The 25,729-nt window shown below is 39.2% G+C and carries 27 protein-coding genes; 16 read left to right on the forward strand and 11 right to left on the reverse strand.

The genetic code is table 11. The annotated features are described in order from the left end of the window. The first annotated feature begins 35 nt into the window (after positions 1-35). The 15 genes from rplO (at position 36) to C4F40_RS12570 (ending at position 11,389) form a co-directional block, all read left to right on the forward strand. Entirely contained in the window at positions 36-482 is a 447-nt protein-coding gene (gene rplO / locus C4F40_RS12500; RefSeq protein WP_196939725.1) for a 50S ribosomal protein L15, read from the forward strand. A 3-nt stretch (positions 483-485) separates the two neighbouring features. Further along, positions 486-1,823 (forward strand): preprotein translocase subunit SecY, encoded by a 1,338-nt coding sequence (gene secY, locus C4F40_RS12505; protein WP_196939726.1) that lies wholly within the window; start codon positions 486-488, stop codon positions 1,821-1,823. Positions 1,824-1,829: 6 nt separating this feature from the next. Continuing rightward, positions 1,830-2,612 carry a type I methionyl aminopeptidase gene (gene map, locus C4F40_RS12510; RefSeq protein WP_196939727.1) on the forward strand — a complete coding sequence of 261 codons (783 nt, stop codon included), beginning with the start codon at positions 1,830-1,832 and terminating at the stop codon, positions 2,610-2,612. A 78-nt stretch (positions 2,613-2,690) separates the two neighbouring features. Further along, a complete protein-coding gene (infA, locus tag C4F40_RS12515) occupies positions 2,691-2,909 on the forward strand; it encodes a translation initiation factor IF-1 (protein WP_002997456.1) in 219 nt (72 codons plus the stop codon). Positions 2,910-2,944: 35 nt separating this feature from the next. Then, positions 2,945-3,061, forward strand: coding sequence for a type B 50S ribosomal protein L36 (gene ykgO, locus C4F40_RS12520; RefSeq protein WP_021071232.1), 117 nt, complete (start codon positions 2,945-2,947; stop codon positions 3,059-3,061). Between the two features lie 29 nt (positions 3,062-3,090). Beyond that, positions 3,091-3,468, forward strand: a complete 378-nt coding sequence (gene rpsM / locus C4F40_RS12525) for a 30S ribosomal protein S13 (RefSeq protein ID WP_196939728.1) — start codon at positions 3,091-3,093, stop codon at positions 3,466-3,468. A gap of 10 nt (positions 3,469-3,478) precedes the next feature. After that, positions 3,479-3,868, forward strand: coding sequence for a 30S ribosomal protein S11 (rpsK, locus tag C4F40_RS12530; protein ID WP_196939729.1), 390 nt, complete (start codon positions 3,479-3,481; stop codon positions 3,866-3,868). A 68-nt stretch (positions 3,869-3,936) separates the two neighbouring features. Continuing rightward, a complete protein-coding gene (rpsD, locus tag C4F40_RS12535) occupies positions 3,937-4,545 on the forward strand; it encodes a 30S ribosomal protein S4 (RefSeq protein ID WP_196939730.1) in 609 nt (202 codons plus the stop codon). A 93-nt stretch (positions 4,546-4,638) separates the two neighbouring features. Then, a complete protein-coding gene (locus C4F40_RS12540) occupies positions 4,639-5,634 on the forward strand; it encodes a DNA-directed RNA polymerase subunit alpha (protein WP_196939731.1) in 996 nt (331 codons plus the stop codon). A gap of 155 nt (positions 5,635-5,789) precedes the next feature. Further along, positions 5,790-6,320, forward strand: coding sequence for a 50S ribosomal protein L17 (gene rplQ / locus C4F40_RS12545; protein WP_196939732.1), 531 nt, complete (start codon positions 5,790-5,792; stop codon positions 6,318-6,320). Positions 6,321-6,546: 226 nt separating this feature from the next. Further along, on the forward strand, positions 6,547-7,680 hold the full coding sequence (locus tag C4F40_RS12550) for an aspartate aminotransferase family protein (protein ID WP_196940404.1): 1,134 nt from the start codon (positions 6,547-6,549) through the stop codon (positions 7,678-7,680). A gap of 58 nt (positions 7,681-7,738) precedes the next feature. Then, positions 7,739-8,701 carry a Rossmann-fold NAD(P)-binding domain-containing protein gene (locus C4F40_RS12555; protein ID WP_196939733.1) on the forward strand — a complete coding sequence of 321 codons (963 nt, stop codon included), beginning with the start codon at positions 7,739-7,741 and terminating at the stop codon, positions 8,699-8,701. Between the two features lie 18 nt (positions 8,702-8,719). Further along, positions 8,720-9,517, forward strand: a complete 798-nt coding sequence (argB, locus tag C4F40_RS12560) for an acetylglutamate kinase (RefSeq protein WP_196939734.1) — start codon at positions 8,720-8,722, stop codon at positions 9,515-9,517. Positions 9,518-9,531: 14 nt separating this feature from the next. After that, on the forward strand, positions 9,532-10,332 hold the full coding sequence (gene proC / locus C4F40_RS12565; RefSeq protein WP_196939735.1) for a pyrroline-5-carboxylate reductase: 801 nt from the start codon (positions 9,532-9,534) through the stop codon (positions 10,330-10,332). Then, complete coding sequence (locus C4F40_RS12570; RefSeq protein WP_196939736.1) at positions 10,325-11,389, forward strand: M20 family metallo-hydrolase; 1,065 nt, start codon at positions 10,325-10,327, stop codon at positions 11,387-11,389. The genes proC and C4F40_RS12570 overlap by 8 nt, the downstream gene beginning before the upstream one ends. 70 nt (positions 11,390-11,459) lie before the next feature. Here C4F40_RS12570 and C4F40_RS12575 read toward each other — a convergent pair whose 3' ends face one another. The 4 genes from C4F40_RS12575 to C4F40_RS12590 form a co-directional block, all read right to left on the reverse strand. Further along, complete coding sequence (locus C4F40_RS12575; RefSeq protein WP_196939737.1) at positions 11,460-12,929, reverse strand: glycine--tRNA ligase; 1,470 nt, start codon at positions 12,927-12,929, stop codon at positions 11,460-11,462. 44 nt (positions 12,930-12,973) lie between these two features. Beyond that, positions 12,974-13,441, reverse strand: a complete 468-nt coding sequence (gene bcp / locus C4F40_RS12580; protein WP_196939738.1) for a thioredoxin-dependent thiol peroxidase — start codon at positions 13,439-13,441, stop codon at positions 12,974-12,976. 115 nt (positions 13,442-13,556) lie between these two features. After that, on the reverse strand, positions 13,557-15,278 hold the full coding sequence (locus C4F40_RS12585; RefSeq protein ID WP_196939739.1) for a M23 family metallopeptidase: 1,722 nt from the start codon (positions 15,276-15,278) through the stop codon (positions 13,557-13,559). 1 nt (position 15,279) lies between these two features. After that, positions 15,280-15,891 carry a fumarylacetoacetate hydrolase family protein gene (locus C4F40_RS12590; protein WP_196939740.1) on the reverse strand — a complete coding sequence of 204 codons (612 nt, stop codon included), beginning with the start codon at positions 15,889-15,891 and terminating at the stop codon, positions 15,280-15,282. 348 nt (positions 15,892-16,239) lie between these two features. Between C4F40_RS12590 and C4F40_RS12595 the strand changes: the two genes are divergently transcribed. After that, a complete protein-coding gene (locus C4F40_RS12595) occupies positions 16,240-16,944 on the forward strand; it encodes an HAD family hydrolase (protein WP_196939741.1) in 705 nt (234 codons plus the stop codon). A 38-nt stretch (positions 16,945-16,982) separates the two neighbouring features. On the opposite strand, the gene nrdF is transcribed toward C4F40_RS12595, so the two are convergent. From nrdF to C4F40_RS12630, 7 genes are all read right to left on the reverse strand, one after another. Further along, positions 16,983-17,969, reverse strand: coding sequence for a class 1b ribonucleoside-diphosphate reductase subunit beta (gene nrdF, locus C4F40_RS12600; protein WP_196939742.1), 987 nt, complete (start codon positions 17,967-17,969; stop codon positions 16,983-16,985). A gap of 91 nt (positions 17,970-18,060) precedes the next feature. Next, positions 18,061-20,166 (reverse strand): class 1b ribonucleoside-diphosphate reductase subunit alpha, encoded by a 2,106-nt coding sequence (gene nrdE, locus C4F40_RS12605; RefSeq protein WP_196939743.1) that lies wholly within the window; start codon positions 20,164-20,166, stop codon positions 18,061-18,063. Beyond that, the gene (gene nrdI / locus C4F40_RS12610) at positions 20,126-20,533 is read right to left on the reverse strand and encodes a class Ib ribonucleoside-diphosphate reductase assembly flavoprotein NrdI (protein WP_196939744.1); all 408 of its coding nucleotides are present in this window, start codon (positions 20,531-20,533) and stop codon (positions 20,126-20,128) included. The genes nrdE and nrdI overlap by 41 nt, the downstream gene beginning before the upstream one ends. 30 nt (positions 20,534-20,563) lie before the next feature. Then, a complete protein-coding gene (locus tag C4F40_RS12615) occupies positions 20,564-20,800 on the reverse strand; it encodes a glutaredoxin family protein (protein WP_196939745.1) in 237 nt (78 codons plus the stop codon). Positions 20,801-21,518: 718 nt separating this feature from the next. Further along, entirely contained in the window at positions 21,519-22,583 is a 1,065-nt protein-coding gene (locus C4F40_RS12620; protein WP_196939746.1) for a PKD domain-containing protein, read from the reverse strand. Positions 22,584-22,607: 24 nt separating this feature from the next. After that, positions 22,608-23,984 carry a discoidin domain-containing protein gene (locus tag C4F40_RS12625; protein ID WP_196939747.1) on the reverse strand — a complete coding sequence of 459 codons (1,377 nt, stop codon included), beginning with the start codon at positions 23,982-23,984 and terminating at the stop codon, positions 22,608-22,610. Between the two features lie 9 nt (positions 23,985-23,993). Further along, the gene (locus C4F40_RS12630) at positions 23,994-25,718 is read right to left on the reverse strand and encodes a LamG-like jellyroll fold domain-containing protein (RefSeq protein WP_196939748.1); all 1,725 of its coding nucleotides are present in this window, start codon (positions 25,716-25,718) and stop codon (positions 23,994-23,996) included. Between the last annotated feature and the right edge of the window lie 11 nt (positions 25,719-25,729).

The raw sequence follows: 25,729 nt of genomic DNA on the forward strand, positions 1-25,729 counted from the left end.
GTGAGAGCGAAGGCGCAACATAATCTTAGTTTAGAATGAACTTAAGTAATTTAAGACCAGCAGCTGGTTCAACAAAAAGCAAAAAACGTATCGGTCGTGGTCAAGGTTCTGGCCGTGGAGGTACTTCAACACGTGGTCACAAAGGGGCAGGTTCTCGTTCTGGTAACAGTGCGAAGATCGGTTTCGAAGGAGGTCAAATGCCTCTGCAACGTCGTGTACCTAAATTTGGTTTCAAGAACATCAACCGTGTAGAATACAACGGAGTTAATTTAGACGTATTGCAAAGTCTTGTTGAGAAATTTAATTTAACAACTATTGATTTTGATACATTAAAAGTTCATGGTTTAGCTTCTAAAAATGACTTAATTAAAGTATTAGGTCGTGGCGAATTTACTGCTAAAGTAGAAGTTAAGGCACATGCGTTTTCAGCTTCTGCACAAAAGGCTATAGAGGCTGCCGGTGGTTCTATCGTTAAACTTTAATACATGAAGAAACTAATCACAACCTTAACCAATATATGGAAGATCGAAGATCTACGTAAGCGTATTTTAAATACCTTACTTTTTCTTCTCATCTATCGTGTTGGATGTCATGTGGTGCTGCCAGGTGTTAATCCAGATGCGTTAGTTACTGGGCAAAAAGAAGGCCTTCTAGGTCTATTGGATATGTTTGCTGGGGGATCATTCTCCCGTTCGGCTATCTTTGCTCTAGGTGTAATGCCTTATATTTCTGCATCTATCGTTGTACAGTTATTGGGGATTGCAGTTCCTGCTTTTCAAAAAATGCAAAAGGAAGGTGAGTCTGGGCGTAAAAAAATGACGCAGATTACACGTTACCTTACATTGGCTATTACCTTGGTACAAGCGGTAGCATATGTGAGAACACAAATTGAGCCAGCGGCTAAAACAATTGCTGACCCAATGTTCACTATCCTTTCTGCTTTTGTTTTGACTGCAGGTACGTTGTTTGTGATGTGGTTGGGTGAGAAAATCACTGATAAAGGTATCGGTAATGGTATTTCGTTAATCATTATGGCAGGTATTATTGCGCAGCTTCCTGCTGGTATTACAGCAGAATGGGCTTCGCGGATGGCACCTAGCGGTGGTGGTATTATTCCGCTATTATTGGAATTTATTGCGTTGTTTTTTGTCGTTATCTTCACTATTTTGGTAGTACAGGGTGTACGCAAGATTCCGGTACAGTATGCTAAGAAGATTGTCGGTAATAAACAAGTAGGTGGTGTGCGTCAGTACATCCCTTTGAAAGTGAATGCTGCCGGGGTTATGCCCATTATCTTTGCACAGGCAATTATGTTTTTGCCCATGTCTTTATCACAGTTTTTTCCAAATATTCAATCCGATTTCTTGACTTCCTTGAGCAACTATACTTCGGTGACGTATAATGTGACTTTTGCAATTTTGATTATTGCATTTACATTTTTCTATACCGCTATTATGGTTAACCCTCAACAGATGTCTGAGGATATGAAGAAAAATGGAGGATTTATTCCTGGGATCAAACCGGGGTTTGACACGAATCTATTTATAGATAATGTGATTTCTCGTATTACATTTCCGGGAGCATTCTTTTTGGCAATCATTGCTATTTTACCTGCGATAGCCAGCTTGTTCGGTGTGAACAATCAATTTGCGCACTTTTACGGAGGTACGTCGTTATTGATTTTAGTGGGAGTAGTTTTGGATACATTGCAACAGATCGAAAGTCATTTATTGATGCGTCATTACGACGGGTTAATGAAAACGGGTCGTGTTAAAGGCCGTTCAGCAGCTACCGTAGAAGGATATGATCAATCGGCTATTTAATCTCTAATGTCTAAAGTAATTTATAAAACAGAAGAAGAGATTGAGCAAGTGCGAGAGTCTGCAAATGTACTCTCGCATTTACTTGCTGAGATTGCCAAGGAAATAAAGCCAGGTATTACTACTTTGTCCCTTGATAAATTGGCGCACGATTACATTCATGATCATGGAGGAACACCAGCGTTCTTGAATTATCACGGATTCCCATATTCATTATGTATCTCTGTGAATGATCAAATTGTACATGGATTTCCAAGCGATTATGTGATTAAAGAAGGTGATTTGATCTCTGTGGATGGAGGTGTTAATCTCAATGGATTTATAAGTGATTCGGCATATACTTTTGGTATAGGTGAGATCTCCGCAGAGGCTCAACAGCTATTAGAAGTTACAAAGGATGCTTTGTACAAAGGCTTAGAGCAGGCTGTCGCAGGTAAGCGTGTGGGAGATATCTCTTCAGCAATTCAAGAATATGTTCAACCTTATAATTTCGGTATTGTTCGTGAGTTAGTAGGACATGGTGTGGGGCTTCATTTACATGAAAAACCCGAAATACCTAACTATGGAAAACGCGGTTCAGGCCCTAAATTAGAGCCAGGTTTGGTAATTTGTATCGAACCAATGATTAATGCCGGCAAGGCCGGGGTTAAGTTCTGGGATGATGGATGGACCGTAAGTACACAGGATGGTAAGCTATCCGCTCACTTCGAACAAATGGTTGCAATACGTAAAGGCCAACCTGATGTGTTGTTATCATTTGAGCATGTTGAGAAAGTTTTGGATAAAAAGTAATTGGTTTTCAATATTTTTTATTTATCTTTGCACTCCTGTTTGTGCAGGTTGTTAACAACGTAAATAAGTAATTGACATATGGCTAAACAAGCCTCGATAGAACAAGACGGTATAATTAGAGAGGCACTTTCTAATGCAATGTTCCGTGTAGAATTAGAAAATGGACACGAGATTATTGCTCACATATCCGGTAAAATGCGGATGCATTATATCAAGATTTTACCTGGAGACAAGGTGAAATTGGAAATGTCTCCCTATGATCTGACTAAAGGAAGAATAACTTATCGTTATAAATAAGGTTTTGCTCTAATAGAGCTTAAATAATTAGTAAAATGAAAGTAAGAGCATCAGTAAAAAAACGTAGTGCGGATTGTAAAATCATCCGTCGTAAAGGAAAAATTTTTGTGATCAACAAGAAGAACCCGAAATTTAAACAACGTCAGGGATAATTTATTAACAAAATCGCTTAAAATAGTATATGGCAAGGATATCAGGTATAGATTTACCTAAAAACAAAAGAGGTGTGATTGGCCTTACTTATATTTTTGGTATTGGTCGCAACACTGCTGCTTATATCTTAGATAAGGCAGGTATCAGTCAAGACGTAAAAGTATCAGAGTGGGATGATGATCAATTGTCCGCTATTCGTACGATCATCAATGATGAGATCAAAGTAGAAGGTGCTTTACGTTCGGAAGTTCAGTTGAACATCAAACGTTTGATGGACATAGGTTGTTACCGTGGCTTACGTCACCGTAAACATTTACCAGTTCGCGGTCAACGTACTAAGAACAATACGCGTACACGTAAAGGTAAACGTAAAACAGTTGCAAACAAGAAAAAGGCTACTAAATAATCTTTAAGAAATGGCTAAAACTAAAAAAGCTACCAAAAAGCGTATCGTAGTTATCGAAGCTATTGGTCAAGCTCATATCAACGCTACCTTTAACAACATTATTATTACGTTGACAAACAATTCAGGTCAAACAATTTCATGGTCTAGTGCTGGTAAAATGGGCTTCAGGGGTTCTAAAAAGAATACTCCTTATGCAGCTTCTCAAGCGGCTAACGACTGTGGTAAAGTTGCTCATGACTTGGGTTTACGTAAAGTCGAAGTATTCGTTAAAGGTCCAGGTGCAGGACGCGAGTCTGCAATCCGTACATTACAAACTGTGGGTATCGATGTAACTATCATCAAAGATATTACTCCGCTTCCTCATAACGGTTGTCGTCCTCCAAAACGCAGAAGAGTTTAATAAATATTATTGTTTAAGAATAAGATTCATCAGTTATAGGCTGATAGATACTTCAAACAGAAAAAGAAATGGCAAGATATACAGGACCAAAGTCCAAAATTGCGCGTAAATTTAGAGAGCCAATTTTTGGCCCAGATAAGGCGTTAGAAAAAAAGAATTATCCTCCTGGTCAACACGGACCTTCAAAGAGAAGAGGCAAACAATCTGAATATGCTATTCAGTTGTTAGAGAAGCAAAAAGCAAAATATACCTATGGTGTATTGGAACGTCAATTTGCTAATTTATTTGCAAAAGCATCGGCAAAACAAGGTATCACAGGTGAGAACTTCTTGAAATTATTAGAAGCTCGCTTAGATAATGTGGTATATCGCTTAGGAATTGCTCCTACTCGTTCTGCCGCTCGTCAATTAGTTTCACACAAGCACATCAATGTTAACGGTAGTTTAGTTAACATTCCATCATATAGCTTACGTCCAGGTGATGTAATCTCTGTTCGCGAACGTTCACAATCATTAGAAGCTATCAGTACATCTGTAGCCGGAAGAGCAATCAATAAATTTGCTTGGTTGGAGTGGAATGTAAGCGATTTGACAGGTACGTTCGTTACTTTCCCAGAAAGAGCTGATATTCCTGAAAATATTAAAGAGAACTTAATCGTAGAGTTATACTCTAAATAATAACTGATAGACATATGTATAATCTGAAACTTGGATTATGCATATGTTATTAAGGTATAATTATTGTTATAAAAAAATATTAAAAGAATATAAATGGCAATTTTAGCATTTCAAAGACCGGATAAAGTAATCATGCAAAAATCAACAGATTTTGATGGTACTTTCGAATTTCGTCCATTAGAGCCAGGTTTTGGTGTAACTATTGGTAATGCTTTGCGCCGTATTTTATTGTCCTCACTAGAAGGATATGCAATTACGTCGATAAGGTTTTCTGGCGTTTCGCACGAATTCTCTACGATCAAAGGTGTAGTAGAAGACGTAACCGAGATCATCTTAAACTTAAAACAGGTACGTTTCAAAAAGTCAGGTGAGCAAGGTGACAACGAGAAGATCTTTGTAGTTATCAATGGTCAAGATCAATTCAAAGCTGGTGACATTACTAAGTTTTCGAATAATTTTACAGTTTTGAATCCAGATTTAGTTGTCTGTAATATGGAAACTTCGGTTACTCTTGAAGTTGAATTATCGGTTTCTAAAGGTCGTGGTTATGTAAATGCTGAAGAAAATAAAGTAACTGATAGTCTTGTAGGGGTAATCGCTATCGATTCGATCTATACTCCGATCAAGAATGTGAAATATACCATTGAAAACTACCGTGTAGAGCAAAAGACTGACTACGAGAAGTTGTTGTTAGATATCTCTACCGATGGTTCTATTCACCCTGAAGAGGCTTTGAAAGAAGCTGCTCGTATTTTAATCCAACACTTTATGCTATTCTCTGACGAAAATATGTTGTTAGAGTCTCAAACTAAAGAGGAAACTAAGGTAGTAGACGAGGAAATTTTACATATGCGTAAGATCTTGAAAACTGAATTAGTGGATTTAGATCTTTCAGTACGTGCATTAAACTGTCTTAAAGCGGCGGATATTCGTACTTTAGCAGAGTTAGTGACTTATGACGTAGCTGATATGTTGAAGTTCCGTAACTTTGGTAAAAAATCATTAAGCGAAATTCAAGAGTTGGTTAAATCGAAAGGTTTATCATTCGGTATGAATTTGTCTAAGTTTAAATTAGACGAGGATAATTAATAGTATATAAAGCGACCTGATGCATAATTCCCCTTTTTAAGGGGTAAAGAATAGAAAGAAGAGAACAAGGATAAAAATAAATACCCTTTAAGAATATCCTTGCTCCTTAGTCTTTGCTCCAAAACAGGACGGTATGCACAAAACACAAAACTAAAATGAGACACGGAAAAAAAGTAAATCACTTAGGCCGCACTGACAGTCACCGTAAGGCGATGTTGGCGAATATGGCAACTTCATTAATCAAACACAAACGTATTACAACTACGTTAGCAAAAGCTAAATCGTTGCGCCAATATGTTGAGCCTTTGATTACAAAATCGAAGACCGACACGACCCACTCTCGTCGTACAGTATTTGCTTACTTAAAAGATAAAGATGCTGTTACTATTTTGTTCAGAGAAATTTCGGAAAAAGTAGCTACTCGTCCAGGTGGTTATACACGTATTATTAAATTGGAGAACCGTTTAGGTGATAACGCTGAAATGGCGTTTGTTGAATTGGTTGACTATAATGAAGTATACGGGGCTACTGCTAAAACTGAGAAGAAATCTACACGACGTCGCGGTTCTTCTAAAAAGAAAGCTGTTGAGAGTGCTGAAACTCCTGTAGAAGCTGTTGAAGAAGTGAAAGCTGAGGAAGCAGAAACAACTGAAGAAGCTCCTGCTACTGAAGAGAAAAAAGACTAGTCTTTTTCTATAAGATTAAGAAAGCCTATCATCAGCGATGATAGGCTTTCTTTGTTATTGATCAGCTATTTAAACTTTGTCTTATTTATATTTTCAGATATAATTAATTTTCAAAGACAGAGGAGAGATCGATAAATTGCTTTGATATTCAACGCGATTATAATTGAATATCAAAGCAAATTTATCTAAGTTTGTAACCGGCTATCGCGCCTTTTATTTTTTATTCATGAACTTATTTAACGTTTATCCAATAAATCCAATCAATATTGTTAAAGCCTCAGGTTCTATCGTTTGGGATGCAGAAGGTAATGAATATTTGGATTTATACGGTGGCCACGCTGTTATTTCTATTGGTCACACCCATCCACACTACGTGGAGTCACTGACCAAACAATTAACTCAAATTGGTTTTTATTCTAATTCTATTGAGATTCCTATTCAACATAAACTTGCACAGCAATTGGGTGAGGTATCTGGTAAGGAAGACTACACGTTATTTTTATGTAATTCAGGAGCTGAAGCAAATGAAAATGCATTAAAATTGGCGTCATTTCATAATGGGCGGAAAAAAGTCCTGGCTTTTCAGAAGTCGTTTCATGGCCGTACATCATTGGCTGTAGCAGCGACGGATAATCCAAATATTGTGGCCCCTGTAAATCAGACGGAAAACGTCGTATTTCTTCCTTTTAATGACGAGGAGGCATTGTCAAAAGCGTTTACAGATTATGGAGAAGAGATATGTGCAGTTATTACAGAAGGTATTCAAGGCGTAGGCGGTATTCGCGAAGCTTCAATCCCCTTTCTAAAACTAATTCGGTCATTGTGTGATCAGTATGGGGCAGTTTTTATTGCTGATTCGGTACAATGCGGATATGGTCGCACAGGCGATTTTTATTCTCATGACTATGCTGATGTCGATGCAGATATCTATTCGATGGCTAAAGGAATGGGTAATGGGTTTCCGATAGGAGGTATCGCCATCGCGCCGAAATTTAAAGCTTCTTTTGGCTTGTTGGGAACTACATTCGGTGGTAATCATTTGGCTTGTGCGGCAGCTCTGGCTGTTTTGGAGATTATTAAACAGCATAATCTGTTAGAAAATGCGGCTCAAGTGGGATCATATTTGATTGAAGAGTTAAAGACCTTTGATAAGGTACTGGAAGTTCGCGGTAGAGGATTAATGATTGGCATTGATCTTCCGGAGGAACTTTCGACTGTAAAAAAAGACTTATTGTTAAAGAATAGAATCTTTACAGGTGAAGCAAAACCTAATGTGATACGTATATTACCAGCGCTTAATATTACAAAGGAAATTGCGGATAGATTTTTAAGCGCTTTAGATGAGCGTTTAAAGGCGTAAATTAAGGAGTTTAGTTTTTAACGGAGCTTTATGCGCTCATCGAAGATAATTTTTAAATATGAAGAAGTTTTTTTCAGTAGCTGATGTCGGGAATTTAGACAGCATTGTAAAAGAGGCTCTTGAACTAAAGGCCAATCCCCATGTAAATGAAACCTTGGGAAAATATAAAACCTTAGGTTTGGTATTCTTAAATCCGAGTCTGCGTACACGTCTTAGTACACAGAAAGCGGCTACGAACCTAGGCATGACCGTAATGGTAATGAATATGGATAAAGACGGTTGGGCTTTGGAAACGCAAGATGGCGTGATAATGGACGGTACGACAGTGGAGCATATTCGTGAAGCTGCGGCTGTTATGGGCGAATATTGCGATATTTTAGGTTTACGTTCTTTTCCTTCTTTAAAGGATAAAGAAGCAGACTATAATGAAGATCTGTTCAATAAATTTATAAAATTTTGTGGAGTCCCGGTAATATCTTTAGAGAGTGCTACACGACATCCATTGCAGAGCTTAACAGATCTAATTACCATTACTGAATACAAGAAGACCGTCAAACCGAAAGTCGTTTTAGCTTGGGCACCACATGTAAAAGCATTGCCACAGGCGGTGCCAAATTCTTTTTCGGAGTGGATGTGTAAGGCACAAGCGGAAAATCTGATCGAGTTTACGATAGCTCAACCCGCTGGTTATGAATTAAGTGAAGACTTTACCGAAGGCGCTACCATTACATCGAATCTGGAAGAAGCACTGGCCAATGCAGATTTTGTGTATGTAAAGAATTGGTCTTCATATAAGGAGTATGGTGAAGTTTATCCAGTGAATGAAAACTGGATGATGGACAACGCAAAGTTGAAACTGACGAACGATGCTCGAATCATGCACTGTCTTCCCGTAAGACGTGATCTGGAACTTTCTTCTGAGATATTGGATGGCCCGAATTCGCTAGTTATTAAAGAGGCAAGTAATCGGGTGTGGGCAGCGCAGGTGGTTTTGAAGCGTATACTGGAAAATTTAAAATAACAAACTATTAAATAATAGATGTCAAATAGCACACTACATATAATAAAAATTGGTGGAAATATAATTGATGATAGCGATCAATTAGCAGTTTTTCTCGAGAAATTTGCAGCTATTCCTGGGAAAAAAATATTGGTACACGGAGGGGGTAAAATCGCTACACGTCTGGCTTCTGACTTGGGACTTGAAGCTAAAATGGTAGATGGTCGCCGTATTACGGATGAAAAGATGCTGGATGTAGTGACAATGGTATATGCAGGGCTTACAAGCAAGAATATTGTTGCAACGTTGCAAAAATACGACTGCGACGCGTTGGGACTAAGCGGCGCAGACGCTAACGTGATCAAGGCGATTAAGCGTCCTGTGAAGGATATTGATTATGGTTTTGCAGGAGATATTCTAGCAGATTCGGTGAATACATTGTCCATCAAGAAATTTTTGGATGCTGGATTTACCCCGGTTTTTTCGGCTATTACACACAATGGAAATGGACAGCTACTAAATACCAATGCGGATACAATAGCCTCATCTTTAGCGTTGGCCCTTTCTGAGTTGTATGAAACTTCATTGATTTACTGTTTTGAGAAGAACGGTGTACTGGCCGATATAAACGATGAAGATTCTGTTATTGAAAGTATCAACTTCGAAAATTTTAAAAAATTGAAATCTCGTGGAGTTATTAGTGAAGGGATGATACCAAAATTGGATAATGCATTTAATGCAATAAGTAAAGGCGTTAAAAATGTTTACATTGGTAATGCGTTAAACTTGCACTTATTCCAACAAGGTAAATTTGGCACCTGCCTGGCAATAAAATAATCAAAGTAAACTGTATGCGAAAAGTAACCATAATTGGATCGGGTAATATCGGATTGGCACTGGCGAAAGGCTTAGTGAAATCTGATGAATACCAAGCGAATAATATTACGCTCACAAGACGCGTCCTGCAATCTTTACAAGAAGAAAAGGAATTGGGTTTTGATGTAAGCGCAAATAATCAAGAAGCCATTCAAGGGGCTGAAGTGATTGTATTGGCCATTTTACCCCAGCAGATTCGTAAAGTAATGGAGGAGATCCGTCCCGCATTGTCACCCCATCAAATTGTCGTTTCGGTTGCATCTGGAGTTTCTTGTGCTCATATCAAAGAAGTGCTGGGATTGGACACGATAGTGGTGCGCGCGATGCCTAATACCGCAATAGCCATTGGCCAGTCGATGACCTGTATTGCAACAGATAATGCCAACACGGAAGAAGTTGCCGTGGTAGAAAGGTTGTTTGAAACGGTAGGTTCGGTAGTTGTGATCAATGAGGATTTGATGACGTCTGCCACGGCGTTATGTGCATGTGGAATAGCATTTTTCTTGCGTAGTATTCGCGCGGCATCGCAGGGTGGGGTGGAGATCGGGTTTCATGCACACGACGCGTTGAAAATGGCTATACAGACCGCTAAGGGAGCTGCGGATTTATTGTTGCAAACGAATAATCATCCGGAAAGTGAAATCGATAAAGTCACGTCACCTAAAGGATGTACGATTGCGGGGTTGAACGAGATGGAGCACAACGGGTTTAGTTCTGCATTTATAAAAGGAATTAAATTCTCCGCTAAACAAGCCGGAGGTTTATATAATGACTAGCATTGTCCAGCTAACTGAAGATAGTATTAATTTGCTTCGACAAATGATCGCGACGCCCTCATTTAGTAGAGATGAGGAAGGCACTGCATCGCTGATTGGACAATATTTGATGAAACGAGGTGTAAAAGTACATCGCGTCGGTAATAATGTCATTGCTTACAATCAGTATTTTGATAAAGATAAACCGACGTTATTGTTAAATTCACACCACGACACTGTAAAACCTAATCCGGGTTACACTAGAAATCCTTTTGAGGCGTCGATAGAAGCAGGTAAATTGTACGGACTGGGAAGTAACGATGCTGGAGGATGTTTGGTATCCTTGATCGCTACCTTTTTATATTATTATTCCCAAAGGAATTTGAAATATAATATTTGCTTGTTAGCTTCAGCCGAAGAAGAAGTGTCTGGGAAGAATGGTATTGAAGAAGCCTACAAGCATGTTTCTTCTTGTGAATTTGCAATAGTAGGAGAGCCTACACTTTTAGATCTAGCAGTGGCTGAAAAGGGATTGATGGTGTTGGATTGTGTTGCTCATGGAGAGTCGGGGCATGCCGCCCGTGAGGAAGGTGTGAATGCGATATATAAAGGGCTCGAAGATATCCATTGGTTTAAAAGCTACCAATTTGATAAAACATCATCGTATTTAGGCCCTATTAAAATGTCTGTGACTATGATTAATGCGGGTTCTCAGCATAATGTTGTTCCTGCTTCCTGCTCATTTGTAGTGGATGTACGGACAACTGATGTGTATTCCAATCAAGAAGTCTTGGACATAATCCAATCGCAGGTCCAGTCAGAAGTAACAGCACGCTCTACACGTTTAAATCCTTCAGTGATAGATCTAGAACATCCCATCGTCCTTTCGGGCATAAAATTAGGTAAAAAGATCTATGGGAGTCCAACCATGAGTGATCAGGCATTGTTGCCTATTCCTTCACTAAAAATAGGACCGGGAAATTCGGCGCGTTCGCATACGGCAGATGAGTTCATATATCTCGATGAAATTAAAGAGGGAGTGAAGTTATATATAGACCTTTTAAGGGACATTTTATAGTAGGAACACGAAAAAAGGTAGCATCGCTGATAGTGATGCTACCTTTTTGTATTAATGGATCTAATCTGTGTTAGATCAGTTGTTTCAGTAAACTGGTCCAGCTAACCAAATCGCCTATTATTTTTTCTAATTCATTCGCATTTACGCGCTCTTGTTGCATGCTATCGCGATGGCGGATAGTTACTGTATTATCCTGTAATGTTTGATGATCTACCGTGATGCAGTAAGGGGTGCCAATTGCATCTTGACGACGGTAGCGTTTACCTATAGCATCTTTCTCATCGTATTGAATATTGAACTCTAACTTCAGTTTAGCCATGATCTCGCGGGCTTTTTCTGGTAATCCATCTTTCTTCATCAAAGGTAAGATGGCGGCTTTTACCGGAGCGATAGCAGGATGAAATTTCAATACCGTACGAGAGTCTGTTTTTTCTTCGGTAGAGAGGTCTTCTTCCACTAACGAATTGGCCAATACGGTCAGAAAAAGACGATCTAGACCGATCGAAGTTTCAATTACATACGGAGTGTAATTTTGGTTAATCTCCGGATCAAAGTACTGCATTTTTTTCTTTGAGAACTCTTGATGTTGTTTCAAATCAAAATCAGTACGGGAGTGAATACCTTCAACCTCTTTGAACCCAAATGGGAACTCGTATTCTATATCCACGGCAGCATTTGCATAGTGTGCAAGTTTTACATGATCGTGGTAGCGGTATTTGGTTGGATTAGAACCTAACGCCAAATGCCATTTTAAGCGTGCGTCTTTCCATTTTTCATACCATTCCAATTCCGAACCCGGGCGTACAAAAAATTGCATTTCCATTTGTTCGAATTCGCGCATCCGCATAATAAATTGTCGGGCAATTACTTCATTTCGGAAAGCTTTACCAATCTGTGCGATACCAAAAGGAATTTTCATTCTTCCGGTCTTTTGTACATTCAGAAAGTTTACAAAAATACCTTGAGCAGTTTCCGGGCGAAGATATACTTGTTCTGCACCATCAGCCATGGCACCCATCTGCGTAGCAAACATTAAATTGAATTGACGAACATCAGTCCAGTTTTTAGTTCCTGAAATAGGGCAAACGATATTGTGTTCTTCGATAATAGCTTTCAAGCGAACGAGATCATCTGCATTCAATGCGTCATCTAGATCCTTTTGCAATTGTGCTGCTTTATCTGTTTTGCCGTCTTTTTCATACCGATCGATTTTATCTTCGATCAGCTGATCGGCGCGGTAACGTTTTTTAGAATCTTTATTATCGATCATCGGATCGTTGAATCCATCCACGTGACCGGAAGCTTTCCAAGTGGTAGGGTGCATGAAAATTGCGGCGTCAATACCTACAATGTTTTCATTCAATTGCACCATGGATTTCCACCAATACGTCTTTAGGTTATTTTTTAATTCCGAACCTAATTGACCATAATCATAAACGGCACTTAGACCGTCATAAATTTCACTTGAAGGAAATACGAATCCGTATTCCTTAGCGTGAGAAATAATATTTTTGAAAAAGTCGTCTGTCTGCTTGCTCATAAGGGGCAAATATAACTAAAAGAACAAAGATAAAAGAACAAAGATTAAGGACGGGATAACAAATCCCGAACTTGCTGTGTCGCATTTTTATTGTCTACTTTTTTTATAATGTGCTGGATAATTCCGTTTTCGTTAATGATAAAAGTTGTACGGGCTGTTCCCATATATTTTTTGCCATACATGTTTTTTTCAATCCAAACACCATAATCGTTAACAATTTTTTGATCTTCATCAGCTAATAGCGTAAAAGGTAAATCAAATTTAGCAATGAATTTTTGATGTGATTGTTCACTGTCGATACTGACACCTATTACTTCGATCCCATCGTTAATCAGACTTTGATAATTGTCGCGGTAATTGCATGCTTCGGTCGTACATCCCGGTGTATTATCTTTCGGATAAAAATATAAAATGACTTTCTTGCCTTTGAAATCTGAAAGTTTTACCGTTTCACCTTTTTGATTTTTCGCGGTGATCTCAGGAGCTTTATCTCCTATTTGTAGTGTTGCCATGTCGTTTATTGATTAAGATAAAAGAGAAAAATAGCGATCGTCTTTGATTTTGATTCGTTTAAGATTTAAGATAATGGATCGAAGATCCCTGTTCTTAGCTCCATTAATCTTTGTGCTATTTCGTGAATTTTGCCTCATAAACTTTTTCATTGTCTTTCCAGTCTGTTACAACAAGTTTAAATGTATGGGTTCCTTTGGGTAGCGAGGAATCAAAGCGATGCCAAAGATGTCTGTTTTTGGAATCGTATTCCATTAATACCCATTCGCCATTAATATAACCGTCAAAAGATTGGATTCCAGAGAAATTATCCATTATCGTAAAGTCTATCTTAGTTTGTGCAGCTACATTTTTGCCATTACTGAGGTTGCGAGGTGTAATTGAAGGAGCGATCGTGTCTACGGCAACATAAAAATTTCCAAAATTACGTGTATTTACAGTCACCCAGCCATTTTCAAATCTACCCCCCTCAGAGCCAGCTTCGACGGAAGCAATTATAGCCTTGTTCTGTAAATGTACTGGAAGGTTATTTGGCTTAATGCTCAATTTATACGTTGTAAATAGCGGAATTAAGTTATTATGTACTTTTTGTAACAAAGAATATCCTGTAGCCACCTGAGGACCTTCATGGTATTGAAAATCGAGATGGTCATATAACACACCTATAGGCATGTCTATTTTAACATTGGGCGCCTCGAATTTGTTATCTTTATTATAAGCAAATCGTTGCACGCCCGACGGTGTATTTACCTTTGGATTATAAGTCGCTTTATTTTGTACTTTAAAATTTAATTCGCTGCAATTTCCATGTACATCTTTCACCACGTATTTAAGGTCATGGACGAGATCATCCTTCAATTCGATAATTCCGCTATTTTCTAATAGCGTAAAAATATCAATGGGATTGCCAGGATCTTTAAAGCTTTTTTGTACTTTGGCCTTTGTTATTTTCCAATATGGGTAATCGAAATAAGAATGAATGCCCCTTGATGTACTGAAATCCAATTCTTCAAAGAGAACTGTCGAAATAGGTTTCGCGTCCATAAATAGTTCAATCGAATACACTCCGTTTTGAAATCCGCCTGCGCGATGTCTGTCAATGGTATTGATTCCTAAACCGAATTTACCATTTACTGGAATGACTGCAGGCGAGGCTAGTGTATACCGGCCTGAGGTGGTCGCTTTTACCTGTTGATGCCGTCGAGGTGTATGCTCATTGAAAATCCCATCATTAAGATCGTAAATAGTAACACCGTTAATTGTAGGATTAAATCGGTCAGTAAAATGTAAGCCGAATAATTGGGGGTTAAAAGGATGCTGACTTTTAGTATCTCGAATTTCGAAATGTAAATGTGGGCCAGCTGAGCCTCCGGTATTTCCGGCGTTTCCTATGCGCTGCCCTTTAGTTAGGTTCACTTGGCGGGGTTCGAGCGCGATGTCTACATCAAATCGCTTTTGCTTATATTGTTCTGCGCGGACAATATTTGTGAGAATGTCGTTAAAGCTGTCCATATGGAGATAAACAGATGTATACCCATTAGGGTGGTCAATATAAATCGAATTACCCCCACCTCCGATTTGTACGCGGACACGCGAAACATAACCTTCTGCTGCCGCATGTAATGGAAGACCAATTTTCTGTTGCGTGCGGTAGTCGTCACCTGCATGAAAGTGCGTCGAACGTAATTCTCCAAATGTACCCGAAGCGTCGGGGTTAATATTCAATGGATTACGAAAATATCCTTGAGGGTAGCTCCGCGAAGTGATTATATCGTTGTTCTGTGCGACTGCGGATAAATAAAGCATTCCACAGCCTATGGCTAATATAAATTTATGCATACTATTTTATATTGCAGGTGAACATGGAACTATCTTCCAAAAACCCTTCCAACTTGTCCCCAATTTCTACGGGGCCGACTCCGGAAGGCGTACCTGTATAGATCAAATCGCCCTTGCGCAACGTGATGTATTTCGAGATAAACACAATGAGACTATCAAAATCAAACATAACATCTCCCGTGTTGCCGTTTTGAACAGTTTTTCCATTTTTTGACAGCGAAAAATTGAGGTTGTTCACATTGTCAAATTCTTCCTTAGGTATCAAATTGCTGATAACTGCTGAATGATCGAAAGCCTTTGCGAGTTCCCATGGTAACGCTTTTTCTTTATGTGTGGATTGAATATCCCGAGCGGTAAAGTCGATTCCTAAACCTAATGCGTCATAATATTTATGGGCAAATTTTTGAGAAACATGCTTTCCTTCCTGACATATACGAATCACCACTTCAACTTCATAGTGTATATCCTTAGAAAATTCTGGATAATAAAAGTCTTTATTGTCTTTTAAGATAGCGGTATCCGGTTTCATAAAAATTACCGGGTTTTCGGGAATCGGATTATTTAATTCTTTCGCATGATCTATATAATTTCTACCTACGGCTATTACCTTCATCTGCTTATTTTTATTGTTCGTTGTGACATGTATGCTTTGAAACAAAAATAAGTAAAATAAAACTAATGGTGCTTGGACAAAATTGTTCCGACATACTTCCAATTTTTCCACTATAAATACATTATCAAAGGCTGAGGAAAACCGAACTTGCTAGCTTGCCGTAGGTAAATCGATAACCGCGCGGTGTTCATTCCTACAATATGAACAAACGCGAATGAATAATTTGCATTTTTATTCTACGTAATTATAGTTGTATGTAAATGCAAAAAAAATACGAATAATGTTTTTCTATTTGCTTTCGTGATTGCAAAGCATTTTATCTAAGTTTGAATAAAAAGAAAAGATTATATGATAGCACAATTAGAACAATTAGACGCTGTATTATTTGATTTAGATGGAACATTAATTGATTCTGAGTACTTTTATTATAGCAATTGGTCTCCGATATTGGCGAAGGAATTCGGACTTCGGATTACTTTTGAAGATTGGATACAGTATTTTGCAGGACATACTTTAGTGCGAAATGTAAGCATGCTGATGGACAGTTATGGAATAGAAACGACGGAAGAGTTTATGTGGAAAGAAACCCGTGCTAATTATGCTAAGTCGGATATGACTACTATTCGACTTATGCCTTATGCTAAAGAGATTCTAGAAAAATTAACAACTGAAAATAAAAGATTAGCATTAGTTACTTCAAGCTATCAAACGACAGTAGATACCGTTTTGGGTCAGCACGGATTATTGGAGCATTTCGAGTTTTTTATTACGAGAGAGAAGGTCGTATATGCGAAGCCGAATCCAGAACCGTATCTCCTGGCTACGGAGACTTTGGGTCTCCCTAAGGAAAATATTATGGCAATAGAAGATACGTCGACAGGTTGCGCGGCAGCAAAAGGAGCAGGGCTGACTTGTGTAGCGGTGACGAAATATGGATCGGAAATTGAAAAGTTGTCTAAAGCTGACCGTATCGTAGGTAGTTTGCAAGAAGTCAACGAGCTGTTATTTGCAAATGATGAAGGAGGATTATCTGTATTAGGATATAAGAAATGAGAAAAGGGAAGCTATTGTAAGTTCCCTTTTCTCATTTCTTATACTTCTACCGTGGCATCCATTTTAAAATCATCATCCATTAGATGGACAATCTCCATTGATTTTTCGTAGTTTGTTGATTTCTTAGAGAAGAAATCGTGTTGTGTAGTTTCGGTATTCAGCCCGTTTAATACGATTGGATTTACCTGTTTTACTTCAAAAATTGGATCAAATCCTAAATTCATCAAGGCTTTGTTCCCGTTATAACGTACATATTCCTTTACTTCCGCAGTGAGGCCCACAACAGTATACAACTCTTCGGTATATTTGATTTCGTTTTCGTATAAGTCATTTAGTAAGGCTAGGAATTTTTCTTTGACTTGGCTTTTATTGGAAAGCTTGGCATATACTTCTTGCGCAATCAAACCTACGAATACACCGTGTATAGATTCATCCGCAACGATCTTTTTGATAATATCTGCGGAGGCCACCATCTGTCCCTGTCCGCACAACCACAACGGGAGGAAGAAACCAGAATAGAATAAGAACGACTCCAATAATACGGAGGCAGCCAATGCCATGAATAGTTCTTCATCAGAAACATTTTCTTTATCAATGGCGCGGTAATACTTATCGATGGTTCCGGCTTTATATTGCAAGAATTTATTTTCCGACACCCAGCCAAATACATCATTGATCTCGTTTGTTGTCGATACTGTGGTAAAAATAGTAGAGTATGATTTAGCATGAATAGCTTCCATCATACACATATATGACAGTACGGCTTTGTTTTGCAATGAATCGATATGATCGATAATTTTGGGCATACCTGTATGGCTTTGCAATGTATCCAATAGGGTCAAGCCTCCCAAAGCTTTTTTATAGCATTCTTTCATATCCCAGCTTAAGCCTTTCCAGCTATCGATGTCTTTAGAAGGAATGTATTCTGTATCAATCCAGAATTGTCTGATATTTTGTTCCCAAAACATTAATGCATAATCATTGTCCGGGGTATTCCAGTTTACCGCTGTAAATTGTTTACTCATCACGTATTCTATTTGTTAAAGAAGCAGAAATAGATCGGTATTAAACCGTTCTATTTCTGCTCCTGTGTTTTGTGTAGTGGTTAATGTATTTTTATGCCGAACACGATACACACTCGTCAATGCTTGACTTACGTGTGCGGGTGTAGTACAAGGATTTTAAGCCCATTTTGTGTGCATAGATATAGTATTTAGACAAGTCGCGCGTACTATCTTTTGAATTGGTATGAAGAATCGTCGAAACACCTTGATCGATATGCCGTTGAATTACGGAAACCAGTTTCAATACTTTGAACTGATCCATATCGTATGCTGATTTGAAGTAGAAATAATTGTCGTTCGTCAAATAAGGCATAGGATAATACGTTGTGCTATCTCCATATTCACGCACCTCGATGATATCTACCACAGGCATTACCGACGCGGTTGCATTCATAATGTATGATGTAGATTGATTAGGAGCGATTGCTAAGCGGTAAGCATGATACACTCCGTGCTCCTGTACTTGTCCTTTCAAGTTCGTCCAATCAGCTACAGTAGGAATGTGTACTCCTTCAAATAGTTCTTTTACCTTGTCTGTTTTTGGTGTATACTCGCGGTTCACATACATGTCAAAATATGAGCCATCGGCATAACCTGATTTTTCGAAACCTGTAAATGTTTTGTTGCGCTCTTTTGCAATCTCCATCGACGCCTCTAATGAATAGTAGTTCATCATCATGAAAAATGTATTGGCGAAATCCAGTGCTTCTGTAGATTCATACATGATGAAGCTTTTTGCCAAGAACCCATGTAAATTCATAGCACCCAAACCTACAGAGTGTAATTCGCGGTTTGCTTTCGCAATAGAAGGCACCATCTCGATATTTGTCACGTCGGATACTACAGTTAGGGACCGCATCGCGGTTTTTACGGTCTCTTTGATACGCTTATTCTCCATTACAGTTGCAATGTTCAGTGAACCGAGGTTACATGAAATGCCATAGCGGATTGTGTCTTCTCTACCATAAATTTCGATATCAGAAACTTCCGAAACCTGCATAATTTCTGTACATAAGTTAGAGAATTTCACTTTTCCTATTCCATTCAAAGCATGTGCACGGTTTGCATTTTCCTTGAAGAAAATATATGGATAGCCAGATTCTTTTTGTGTTTGCGCTATCTTCACCAACATGTGGCGGGCATTGATTTTTTTCTTCTTAACGTTTGGATTGGTGATCAATTCATCGTACATCTCATCCATATCCATTTCGTCAAGGGGCTTACCATACTCTTGCATTACGGTATGTGGATAGATTAAGTAGCAGGCTTCGTCTTTCTCGGCCAATTCCATGAATTTATCAGGAATAATAATGCCGATGGATAACGATTTAATACGAACTTTCTCATCAACATTAATTTTTTTGCAATCCAGGAATTCTTCTATATCAGAATGGAAGATATTTAAATATACCGCTCCAGCACCAGGACGTTGCCCTAATTGGTTGGCATAGGAAAATGTATCTTCCATAATCTTCATGATGGGTAAAACACCGCCCGCACGTCCGTCTACGCCTTTAATAGCTTCACCACGTCCGCGGATTTTTGAGATATTAAATGAAACTCCTCCACCTATTGATGATAATTTCATTGCTGAATCTACTGCGTAGCCAATACCGTTTAGATTGTCACCTATTTCATCCAGAAAACAGGAAACAAGTTCTCCAGAACGTTTTTTTCCAGCGTTCAAGAATGTCGGGGTAGCAGGTTGATATTCTTGATTGATCATTATTTCGGCGTATTGGATGGCCTTTTCAACCCCTTCTTCCCGTGCTAAAAATAAAGATACTGCTACGACACGGTCTTCATAACGCTCTAAGAATTTCTCTCCGGAGTCGTCGCGTAGTGCATAGCTTTGGAAAAACTTGAAAGCTGCCATAAAAGATTGAAAACGAAACTTTTTAGCATATACAAAATTGTATACTTCTTCCATTTGTTCAAACGTAAACCATTGATAGAAGTCAATGTAATAATTGTTTTCTACCAGATAATCAATTTTTTCCTTTAGATTGTAAAAGAATACCGTATTCTTATTGACATATTCTAGGAAATAGGCGCGAACAGCCTCTTTATCTTTGTGAAGGCTGAACTCGTCATCATGTTTAATCATGATTTCGTTATTAAGCAATATCCAGTTTTTTGCTACCTCGTTTGCTATCATAGTATTGATTTTTTATGATGTCTATAAATTGATTAATATCCTCCATTGTTCCCGATAGCTCAAATTTGAAGGCCATTGGGATGTCGTATTGTTCTGCAATTTTATCTGCTGCTGCGCCAAAATTTCTTCCCCAATTGCGATTGCCGCTTGAAGTCACCGAAAAAAAGTTGCTGTGCTGTGTCTGTAAAAATTCCTCAGTTAACGAGGGCACTTTGCCAAAATTAGTCGTAAAAGTAACGAGGTGTCCCGGTTTGTCAGCCACCATATCCTTGTGGATGCGGTGTGCCGTCCAGCCTGTGATCTGAGTTACTTTATCTATAAAGCGCTGTACATTGCCCGTTTTGCTATCGTAATATAAATGTGTCATGTTAGTCATGCTTTAAATAATACGAGTTTCTTAGTGAGCAATAGCTGCTTCTAATTCTTCTGGTCTGAATCCTATAATACGGTGTTTTATTTCGTCTTCTTCTAGCACAATTACCGTAGGTACGGTTCTTACTTTGAACTTAACCGCCAATTCAGGTTCATCGAAAGGATTAACCGTTTCGTAAGAGATACCTTTGTTGTCAAGGTAAGCCGATACTTGTGCGCATGGAGCACAGTCATTTTTTTCGAATTTAATGATTCTTGCCATGTTATAGTTAAGTTTAAAAGTAACAGAAGAAGTTAATCCGCTGATACCACGTTTAATGAATTATGATTTTTCGAGATTGTCAAAATCTCTCGCTAAACAAATATCATATATTTTATACGCGAGCGGTAGTTATACTTTTCCACATTAATTTTAAAACTTCAGCAGAAATGCACTTGGTGGAGGTGGTTTTTGTATAATGATTTGTTTTACAGGTTTTAAGTTATGTGGATAACTTTAAAAACGTTATTTTGCAGTAGGATTTTTGCACTGAAAAAATGACTAATATATGCCAAAAAAACTTTTTAATTTTTGTGGATTATCTCAAAAAAATAAGTAACGTTATAGGAGTTTCCTAAAGAGTTAATGATACTAAAATTACGTCATTCTTTTACAGACAACTTCTCTTTTTGTTTAAAATCCATACAGAGGAGAATATCGCTTATCAACAGCATCTTCCGAAATATTAGCGCTAGCTGATTACCAACGACCACCAACTATCCGCATAAGTGAGGATAGAAACTATAATCTCACCTGGCATGGGGAAGAGAGAGAGGGAGAGCTTCCAATAACGAAAGAAGAGATGGAGGATAGAGAAAAGCATACTGTTATTTATATTAAAAAACGCAGATTGTTAAGTTATGAAATAACTTAACAATCTGCGTTTTAAGTCTTTGAAAGCTTTTTAGATGAAGCTATCTTTTAATTAATTCCGTCTGTCCTACAGGGGCAACTGTAGCATTCTGAATTCTCCCATCTGAAATAGCGTGCCTGAACCTACAGCTCTTACCTGAAGACGATAATAGTGGTATGGTGTCGCATTGTCGAATGTAAAAGTATAGGTTGCTTTGCGTCCATTATTATCTGGTCCCCCCGTAGTTGGGAAAATATAATCATTTTTACTGTCTAGCGTTACCCAATTTTCGCCATCATTCGAGGCTAACATATCCCAGTTTTTTGGATCGCGTCCCAAGGCATCGTTACCGGTAGTCATGGTATATGCATTGATAACTTGACGTTGAAAGTACTCAAATTGCCAATGGAATGGCCCGCCGATCTGGTCTATCCTGAAAAGCAAAAACTTGCTGTTAATATTGTTATCAATCAGTTTCAGCGACCCTTCATCAGCTTCTTTACCTCCGTCGTTTTCATGCGACACCGAAAAATCGTTTTCAACGATTGTTAAATCTTTCACAATCCCCGACGCCATTAACAGCATGTCGAGTCGTGTTTTCGAACCTTTTGGTGTTAGCAATTCAACATAGGCATTCACAAATTCCCCCGCAGGGATATTCAGCACCATATCCGAGGCATCCGATTCTTGTTGATAGTCTGCGCTGCCACGCTTGGTAAACCAAGTCGTTTTGCCTATGGTCATGTCTGACTCGTATGACATCCGGAGGCTTCCTCCGGATGGCGTAGCAATTAATTCGACGAGGTCCATCGGTAATATACTGACCGTTTCCTCCCGCTGCGCCCAATAACCCTCTTCATTAAGGGACACTAGCTTAACATTGTAAATTCCCGTATTTAGAAAGGTATGTGCCGGCGATGTTTCTGAGGAGGTGCTATCATCAGCAAAAGACCATCTGCTATCCACAAAATTTGTAGAACTATTAGTGAACTTGACGGTAAACGGATCTTTGGGGTCGGGGATAGTATACGTAAAGGACGATGTTGGTTTCGGAAGCAGTCCTTCCTCGTCGACGATCAAGCTTTCCTCTTTCGAACAGGAAGTGAAGCCAATCACTAAGGACAGCATCACATACAAATATTTTCTAGTCATAGTCATTACATTTAAAGTTGAAGATTAACGAACTTTAATCATGCGCCATTCAGCAAGCTGGAATAGATTTGTGCCGCCCTTTATAGCTGTGATATTTAATCTGTAGTGTGTATAAAACGTCGGATAGGACACATTAAATCTACGTGTCAATTTTCTTCCATTGAATAATTCGTCGCTCCTGCTGTCCACTGTTGTCCAGTTCACTCCGTCGTTAGAGCCTTGTAGATTCCATTCCTTCGGATCCCGTGCATCGGCGTCGTCGGCCGATGTCAACGTGTATGCACCGATCTTTTGTGGCTCAGTGAATACCAATGTGCACACCAAATCTCCAATAAAGTCGGCCTGTAGGAATTTATTGTTAATATTATTGTCCACCATCTTTAATGATCCTTCGTTAGCACTAGGTCCTCCGCCGTTATCTCTATTAACCGAGAATACGCCCAAATGTGTCACATCTTCTTCGAGCACATTGTTACAGTCGATCAAAATCGTAGTGAAGCTTTTTTCTGTATTCAGGATATGCAGGCTAGGGGCTTCCAAACGTACCACAATAGCGAGCTGTTTTCCCAAATTATTATTGATAACTGTCCAAGGTACGTCAAGTGCAAATGTAGCTTCGCTTGCGTTGCTGGGAAAGGTGACCTTGTCTGTGATCGTGAATTCGCCTTCTTGTAAGGCCATGGCATTTGAAGGTAAAGTGCCGTCCTGTATTAGAGCTTGAATAGTATCCGAATCAACGGCTATGCCCACTGAAAATGCGCTTCCCGGAAAACTCGCTAAACTCGCCACTAGCGGAATAGATATACCCCCCGAACTGCTTGAATAATTTTGTCGGTCTTTCGCCTCAATCGTATTGCCACCCGTCTGCAACGAGATATAGTGAATATCATCTGCTGTCAACAGTTCTGAAGTATTGATTACGATGATGCCCGTGTTTTGCATTTGATCGACGCTATTATCCTTTCCAACATTATCAATAGTATAGCCAATAGCTATTTTTTTACCGAAATATTTCTCCACTTCGGTTCTGGCTACCGTTATTTGAAACTGCGCTAGGTCTGATCCATAATTCACCTTGGCAACATTGTCGATCAGTATGGCGCCTGAAGATATAGCAGTTACATCGGTTAATTTGCCCTCTAGTATCTGCTTCGCTACAGTATCCTGATTGACTTGTAAGCTCACCTCAAAAGCTTTCGAAGCAGCTCCACTCAATTTGAGATTCACGGGAATAGTGAGTGTTTCATTTGTTTTTCCGATAGTACCAATGCTGGTGCTAGCTGCTACCAATACACCTTTTCCACCTTGTAGATCAAAATCTTCGAGATTTGCGTCTTGGCAAGCGACGAAGGTATAGGCTACGGTTACTGTCAGTGCGAATATTTTAAATATTTTCATCATCGTATAAAATTATTTGTCCAACCATACCCGACCATCCATCTGCCAATTTAATTGACGGGGAATCTTTAGCCAACTGATGATCTGCGCTGATACATCGTACGTCCGCGGTACCATTTGGCCCAGTTCGGTTGCAGAAGGCGCGCAAATAAAATCATTAAGCTGCGTACTCGGGTAGTTTGGGTCACCCAGTTTTAAATTAGCTTCAAATGGTCCCTCATCAAGAAGCATTCCATCCACACTACCGCCCATGATCGGCCAGTATCCCACTAGATTAGCGTAATAGGGGTGGTTTGGATCTACACCTATATCACAACTAAACTGCTGCACCATATCTTCTGGCATCGCCGTATTCCAGATCTTTACATCGGCCAGGTAAGCATCCGAACGCCAGCTTTCGCGGGTAGGCAAAAAACCAATCCGTAACGGCGAGTTCGAATTTAAATTTCCCCAACCGGTAATATCTGCCTCCCGATTGAATTGACCATTGGTATATAAACGTACAAATCGCGAAGTTTCTCTGCGTAGACCTACTACAGTAATGGTGTTCCAGGTTGCGTCATTCAAGCGTTGATTCTGATCCGCTTTGACTTCCCCATACCCCGTGTTACCGCGGGCGTTGAATACCCAGAAATTATCCGAAAGGTGGATTACCCAGCCGTTCATCAGTTCCCTATCCCAACCTCCTTGCCAGGTCTCTCGTTTTCCGATTATCGAAGGATGGCTGAATCGATAGTTGTTATTCGACCCCCTGTTTTTCTTGATTTTGATTTCTATCGTGAAATCTGTTAGGCCGAGATCGAAAAGATCATTTTGGGCTTGCAGTTCTGCATATTTAACGTCATTAAAACGCATAAACTCACCCGAAAGCTTATTACCGATATAAGGCTTTCCGATGAATTTAGAACTGTATTTCGGAGAGTATAAAACCGTAAAGGTGTTCAACGATGGGTTGCTAAACACGGTGTTGTCATTTTCTCCCGCCGGGATATCGAAATGCCCTCCCTGGCTGGAAGTGATAACGACTAACCAGTCTTCACGCGCATAATGCTCCCGTTGCTCTAGTGCTTTTAAGATCTCATCCACCTTGCTGTCAAAGCTGTTGATAGCCTCCCTGTACGCGTTGTACGACAGGTCGAATCCGCTGTTTATACCTGCTTTCTGTATGTCTTCAAAGTGAGCGGTAATTAAAGAACGATCTTCCACCCCTAGACTGGCTATTACTTTGTTTTTAACATCATCGTCACCAGATGCAAGTTTCACTTCGGCGTCTGTTCCGTAATTGTCTAGAAATTGCTGATTCGGACTAATTATCTCTATCTTGGCTTCGGCATCAAAATCCGTTATTCGGCTGAAAATGGAAGGGTAGATATCCAGTTTATTGGTCGAAAAGTTGTTGTCCACAACTCCGTGCTTTAAATAATTTACACCCGTAAAGATATCGGTCCAGTTCGCAGCGATACCCTGTGCATTTTCCTCGCTCAATCCTACCCAGGTATGGATGGAACTTGGTAGCAATTTGGTTAGGGTAGGGGATTTGGCATCCCTTACTGATTGCCCGCGTGCGCCGTCTACAATTAGTAATAGCACCTTTCGCGCTCCATATACCACATCCACGTCCTCTTCCTCGTCTTGTGGGGGTATTTTCTTGCTAAACTCCTCTTTACATTGACCTAAAAGACCGAAGGTTGCGAAGGCTATTAGTAGCAGTTTAATATTTCTCTGTAGCTTTTCCATTTTCATAATCT

Origin of the sequence: Sphingobacterium pedocola (genome assembly GCF_015209965.1) — a bacterium.
In the GTDB taxonomy this organism is placed as follows: domain Bacteria; phylum Bacteroidota; class Bacteroidia; order Sphingobacteriales; family Sphingobacteriaceae; genus Sphingobacterium; species Sphingobacterium pedocola.

Excerpts from the sequence above, each read along its gene's own strand:
- C4F40_RS12630 (WP_196939748.1), bottom strand. The coding sequence starts at position 25,718 with ATGGAAAAGCTACAGAGAAATATTAAACTGCTACTAATAGCCTTCGCA.
- rpsM (WP_196939728.1), top strand. The coding sequence starts at position 3,091 with ATGGCAAGGATATCAGGTATAGATTTACCTAAAAACAAAAGAGGTGTG.
- nrdE (WP_196939743.1), bottom strand. The coding sequence starts at position 20,166 with ATGATAGCAAACGAGGTAGCAAAAAACTGGATATTGCTTAATAACGAA.
- C4F40_RS12550 (WP_196940404.1), top strand. The coding sequence starts at position 6,547 with ATGAACTTATTTAACGTTTATCCAATAAATCCAATCAATATTGTTAAA.
- rplQ (WP_196939732.1), top strand. The coding sequence starts at position 5,790 with ATGAGACACGGAAAAAAAGTAAATCACTTAGGCCGCACTGACAGTCAC.
- C4F40_RS12540 (WP_196939731.1), top strand. The coding sequence starts at position 4,639 with ATGGCAATTTTAGCATTTCAAAGACCGGATAAAGTAATCATGCAAAAA.
- rpsK (WP_196939729.1), top strand. The coding sequence starts at position 3,479 with ATGGCTAAAACTAAAAAAGCTACCAAAAAGCGTATCGTAGTTATCGAA.
- C4F40_RS12555 (WP_196939733.1), top strand. The coding sequence starts at position 7,739 with ATGAAGAAGTTTTTTTCAGTAGCTGATGTCGGGAATTTAGACAGCATT.
- ykgO (WP_021071232.1), top strand. The coding sequence starts at position 2,945 with ATGAAAGTAAGAGCATCAGTAAAAAAACGTAGTGCGGATTGTAAAATC.
- C4F40_RS12615 (WP_196939745.1), bottom strand. The coding sequence starts at position 20,800 with ATGGCAAGAATCATTAAATTCGAAAAAAATGACTGTGCTCCATGCGCA.
- C4F40_RS12585 (WP_196939739.1), bottom strand. The coding sequence starts at position 15,278 with ATGCATAAATTTATATTAGCCATAGGCTGTGGAATGCTTTATTTATCC.
- C4F40_RS12575 (WP_196939737.1), bottom strand. The coding sequence starts at position 12,929 with ATGAGCAAGCAGACAGACGACTTTTTCAAAAATATTATTTCTCACGCT.
- infA (WP_002997456.1), top strand. The coding sequence starts at position 2,691 with ATGGCTAAACAAGCCTCGATAGAACAAGACGGTATAATTAGAGAGGCA.
- rplO (WP_196939725.1), top strand. The coding sequence starts at position 36 with ATGAACTTAAGTAATTTAAGACCAGCAGCTGGTTCAACAAAAAGCAAA.
- C4F40_RS12595 (WP_196939741.1), top strand. The coding sequence starts at position 16,240 with ATGATAGCACAATTAGAACAATTAGACGCTGTATTATTTGATTTAGAT.
- rpsD (WP_196939730.1), top strand. The coding sequence starts at position 3,937 with ATGGCAAGATATACAGGACCAAAGTCCAAAATTGCGCGTAAATTTAGA.
- C4F40_RS12625 (WP_196939747.1), bottom strand. The coding sequence starts at position 23,984 with ATGATGAAAATATTTAAAATATTCGCACTGACAGTAACCGTAGCCTAT.
- proC (WP_196939735.1), top strand. The coding sequence starts at position 9,532 with ATGCGAAAAGTAACCATAATTGGATCGGGTAATATCGGATTGGCACTG.
- C4F40_RS12620 (WP_196939746.1), bottom strand. The coding sequence starts at position 22,583 with ATGACTAGAAAATATTTGTATGTGATGCTGTCCTTAGTGATTGGCTTC.
- nrdI (WP_196939744.1), bottom strand. The coding sequence starts at position 20,533 with ATGACACATTTATATTACGATAGCAAAACGGGCAATGTACAGCGCTTT.
- map (WP_196939727.1), top strand. The coding sequence starts at position 1,830 with ATGTCTAAAGTAATTTATAAAACAGAAGAAGAGATTGAGCAAGTGCGA.
- bcp (WP_196939738.1), bottom strand. The coding sequence starts at position 13,441 with ATGGCAACACTACAAATAGGAGATAAAGCTCCTGAGATCACCGCGAAA.
- C4F40_RS12590 (WP_196939740.1), bottom strand. The coding sequence starts at position 15,891 with ATGAAGGTAATAGCCGTAGGTAGAAATTATATAGATCATGCGAAAGAA.
- argB (WP_196939734.1), top strand. The coding sequence starts at position 8,720 with ATGTCAAATAGCACACTACATATAATAAAAATTGGTGGAAATATAATT.
- nrdF (WP_196939742.1), bottom strand. The coding sequence starts at position 17,969 with ATGAGTAAACAATTTACAGCGGTAAACTGGAATACCCCGGACAATGAT.
- C4F40_RS12570 (WP_196939736.1), top strand. The coding sequence starts at position 10,325 with ATGACTAGCATTGTCCAGCTAACTGAAGATAGTATTAATTTGCTTCGA.
- secY (WP_196939726.1), top strand. The coding sequence starts at position 486 with ATGAAGAAACTAATCACAACCTTAACCAATATATGGAAGATCGAAGAT.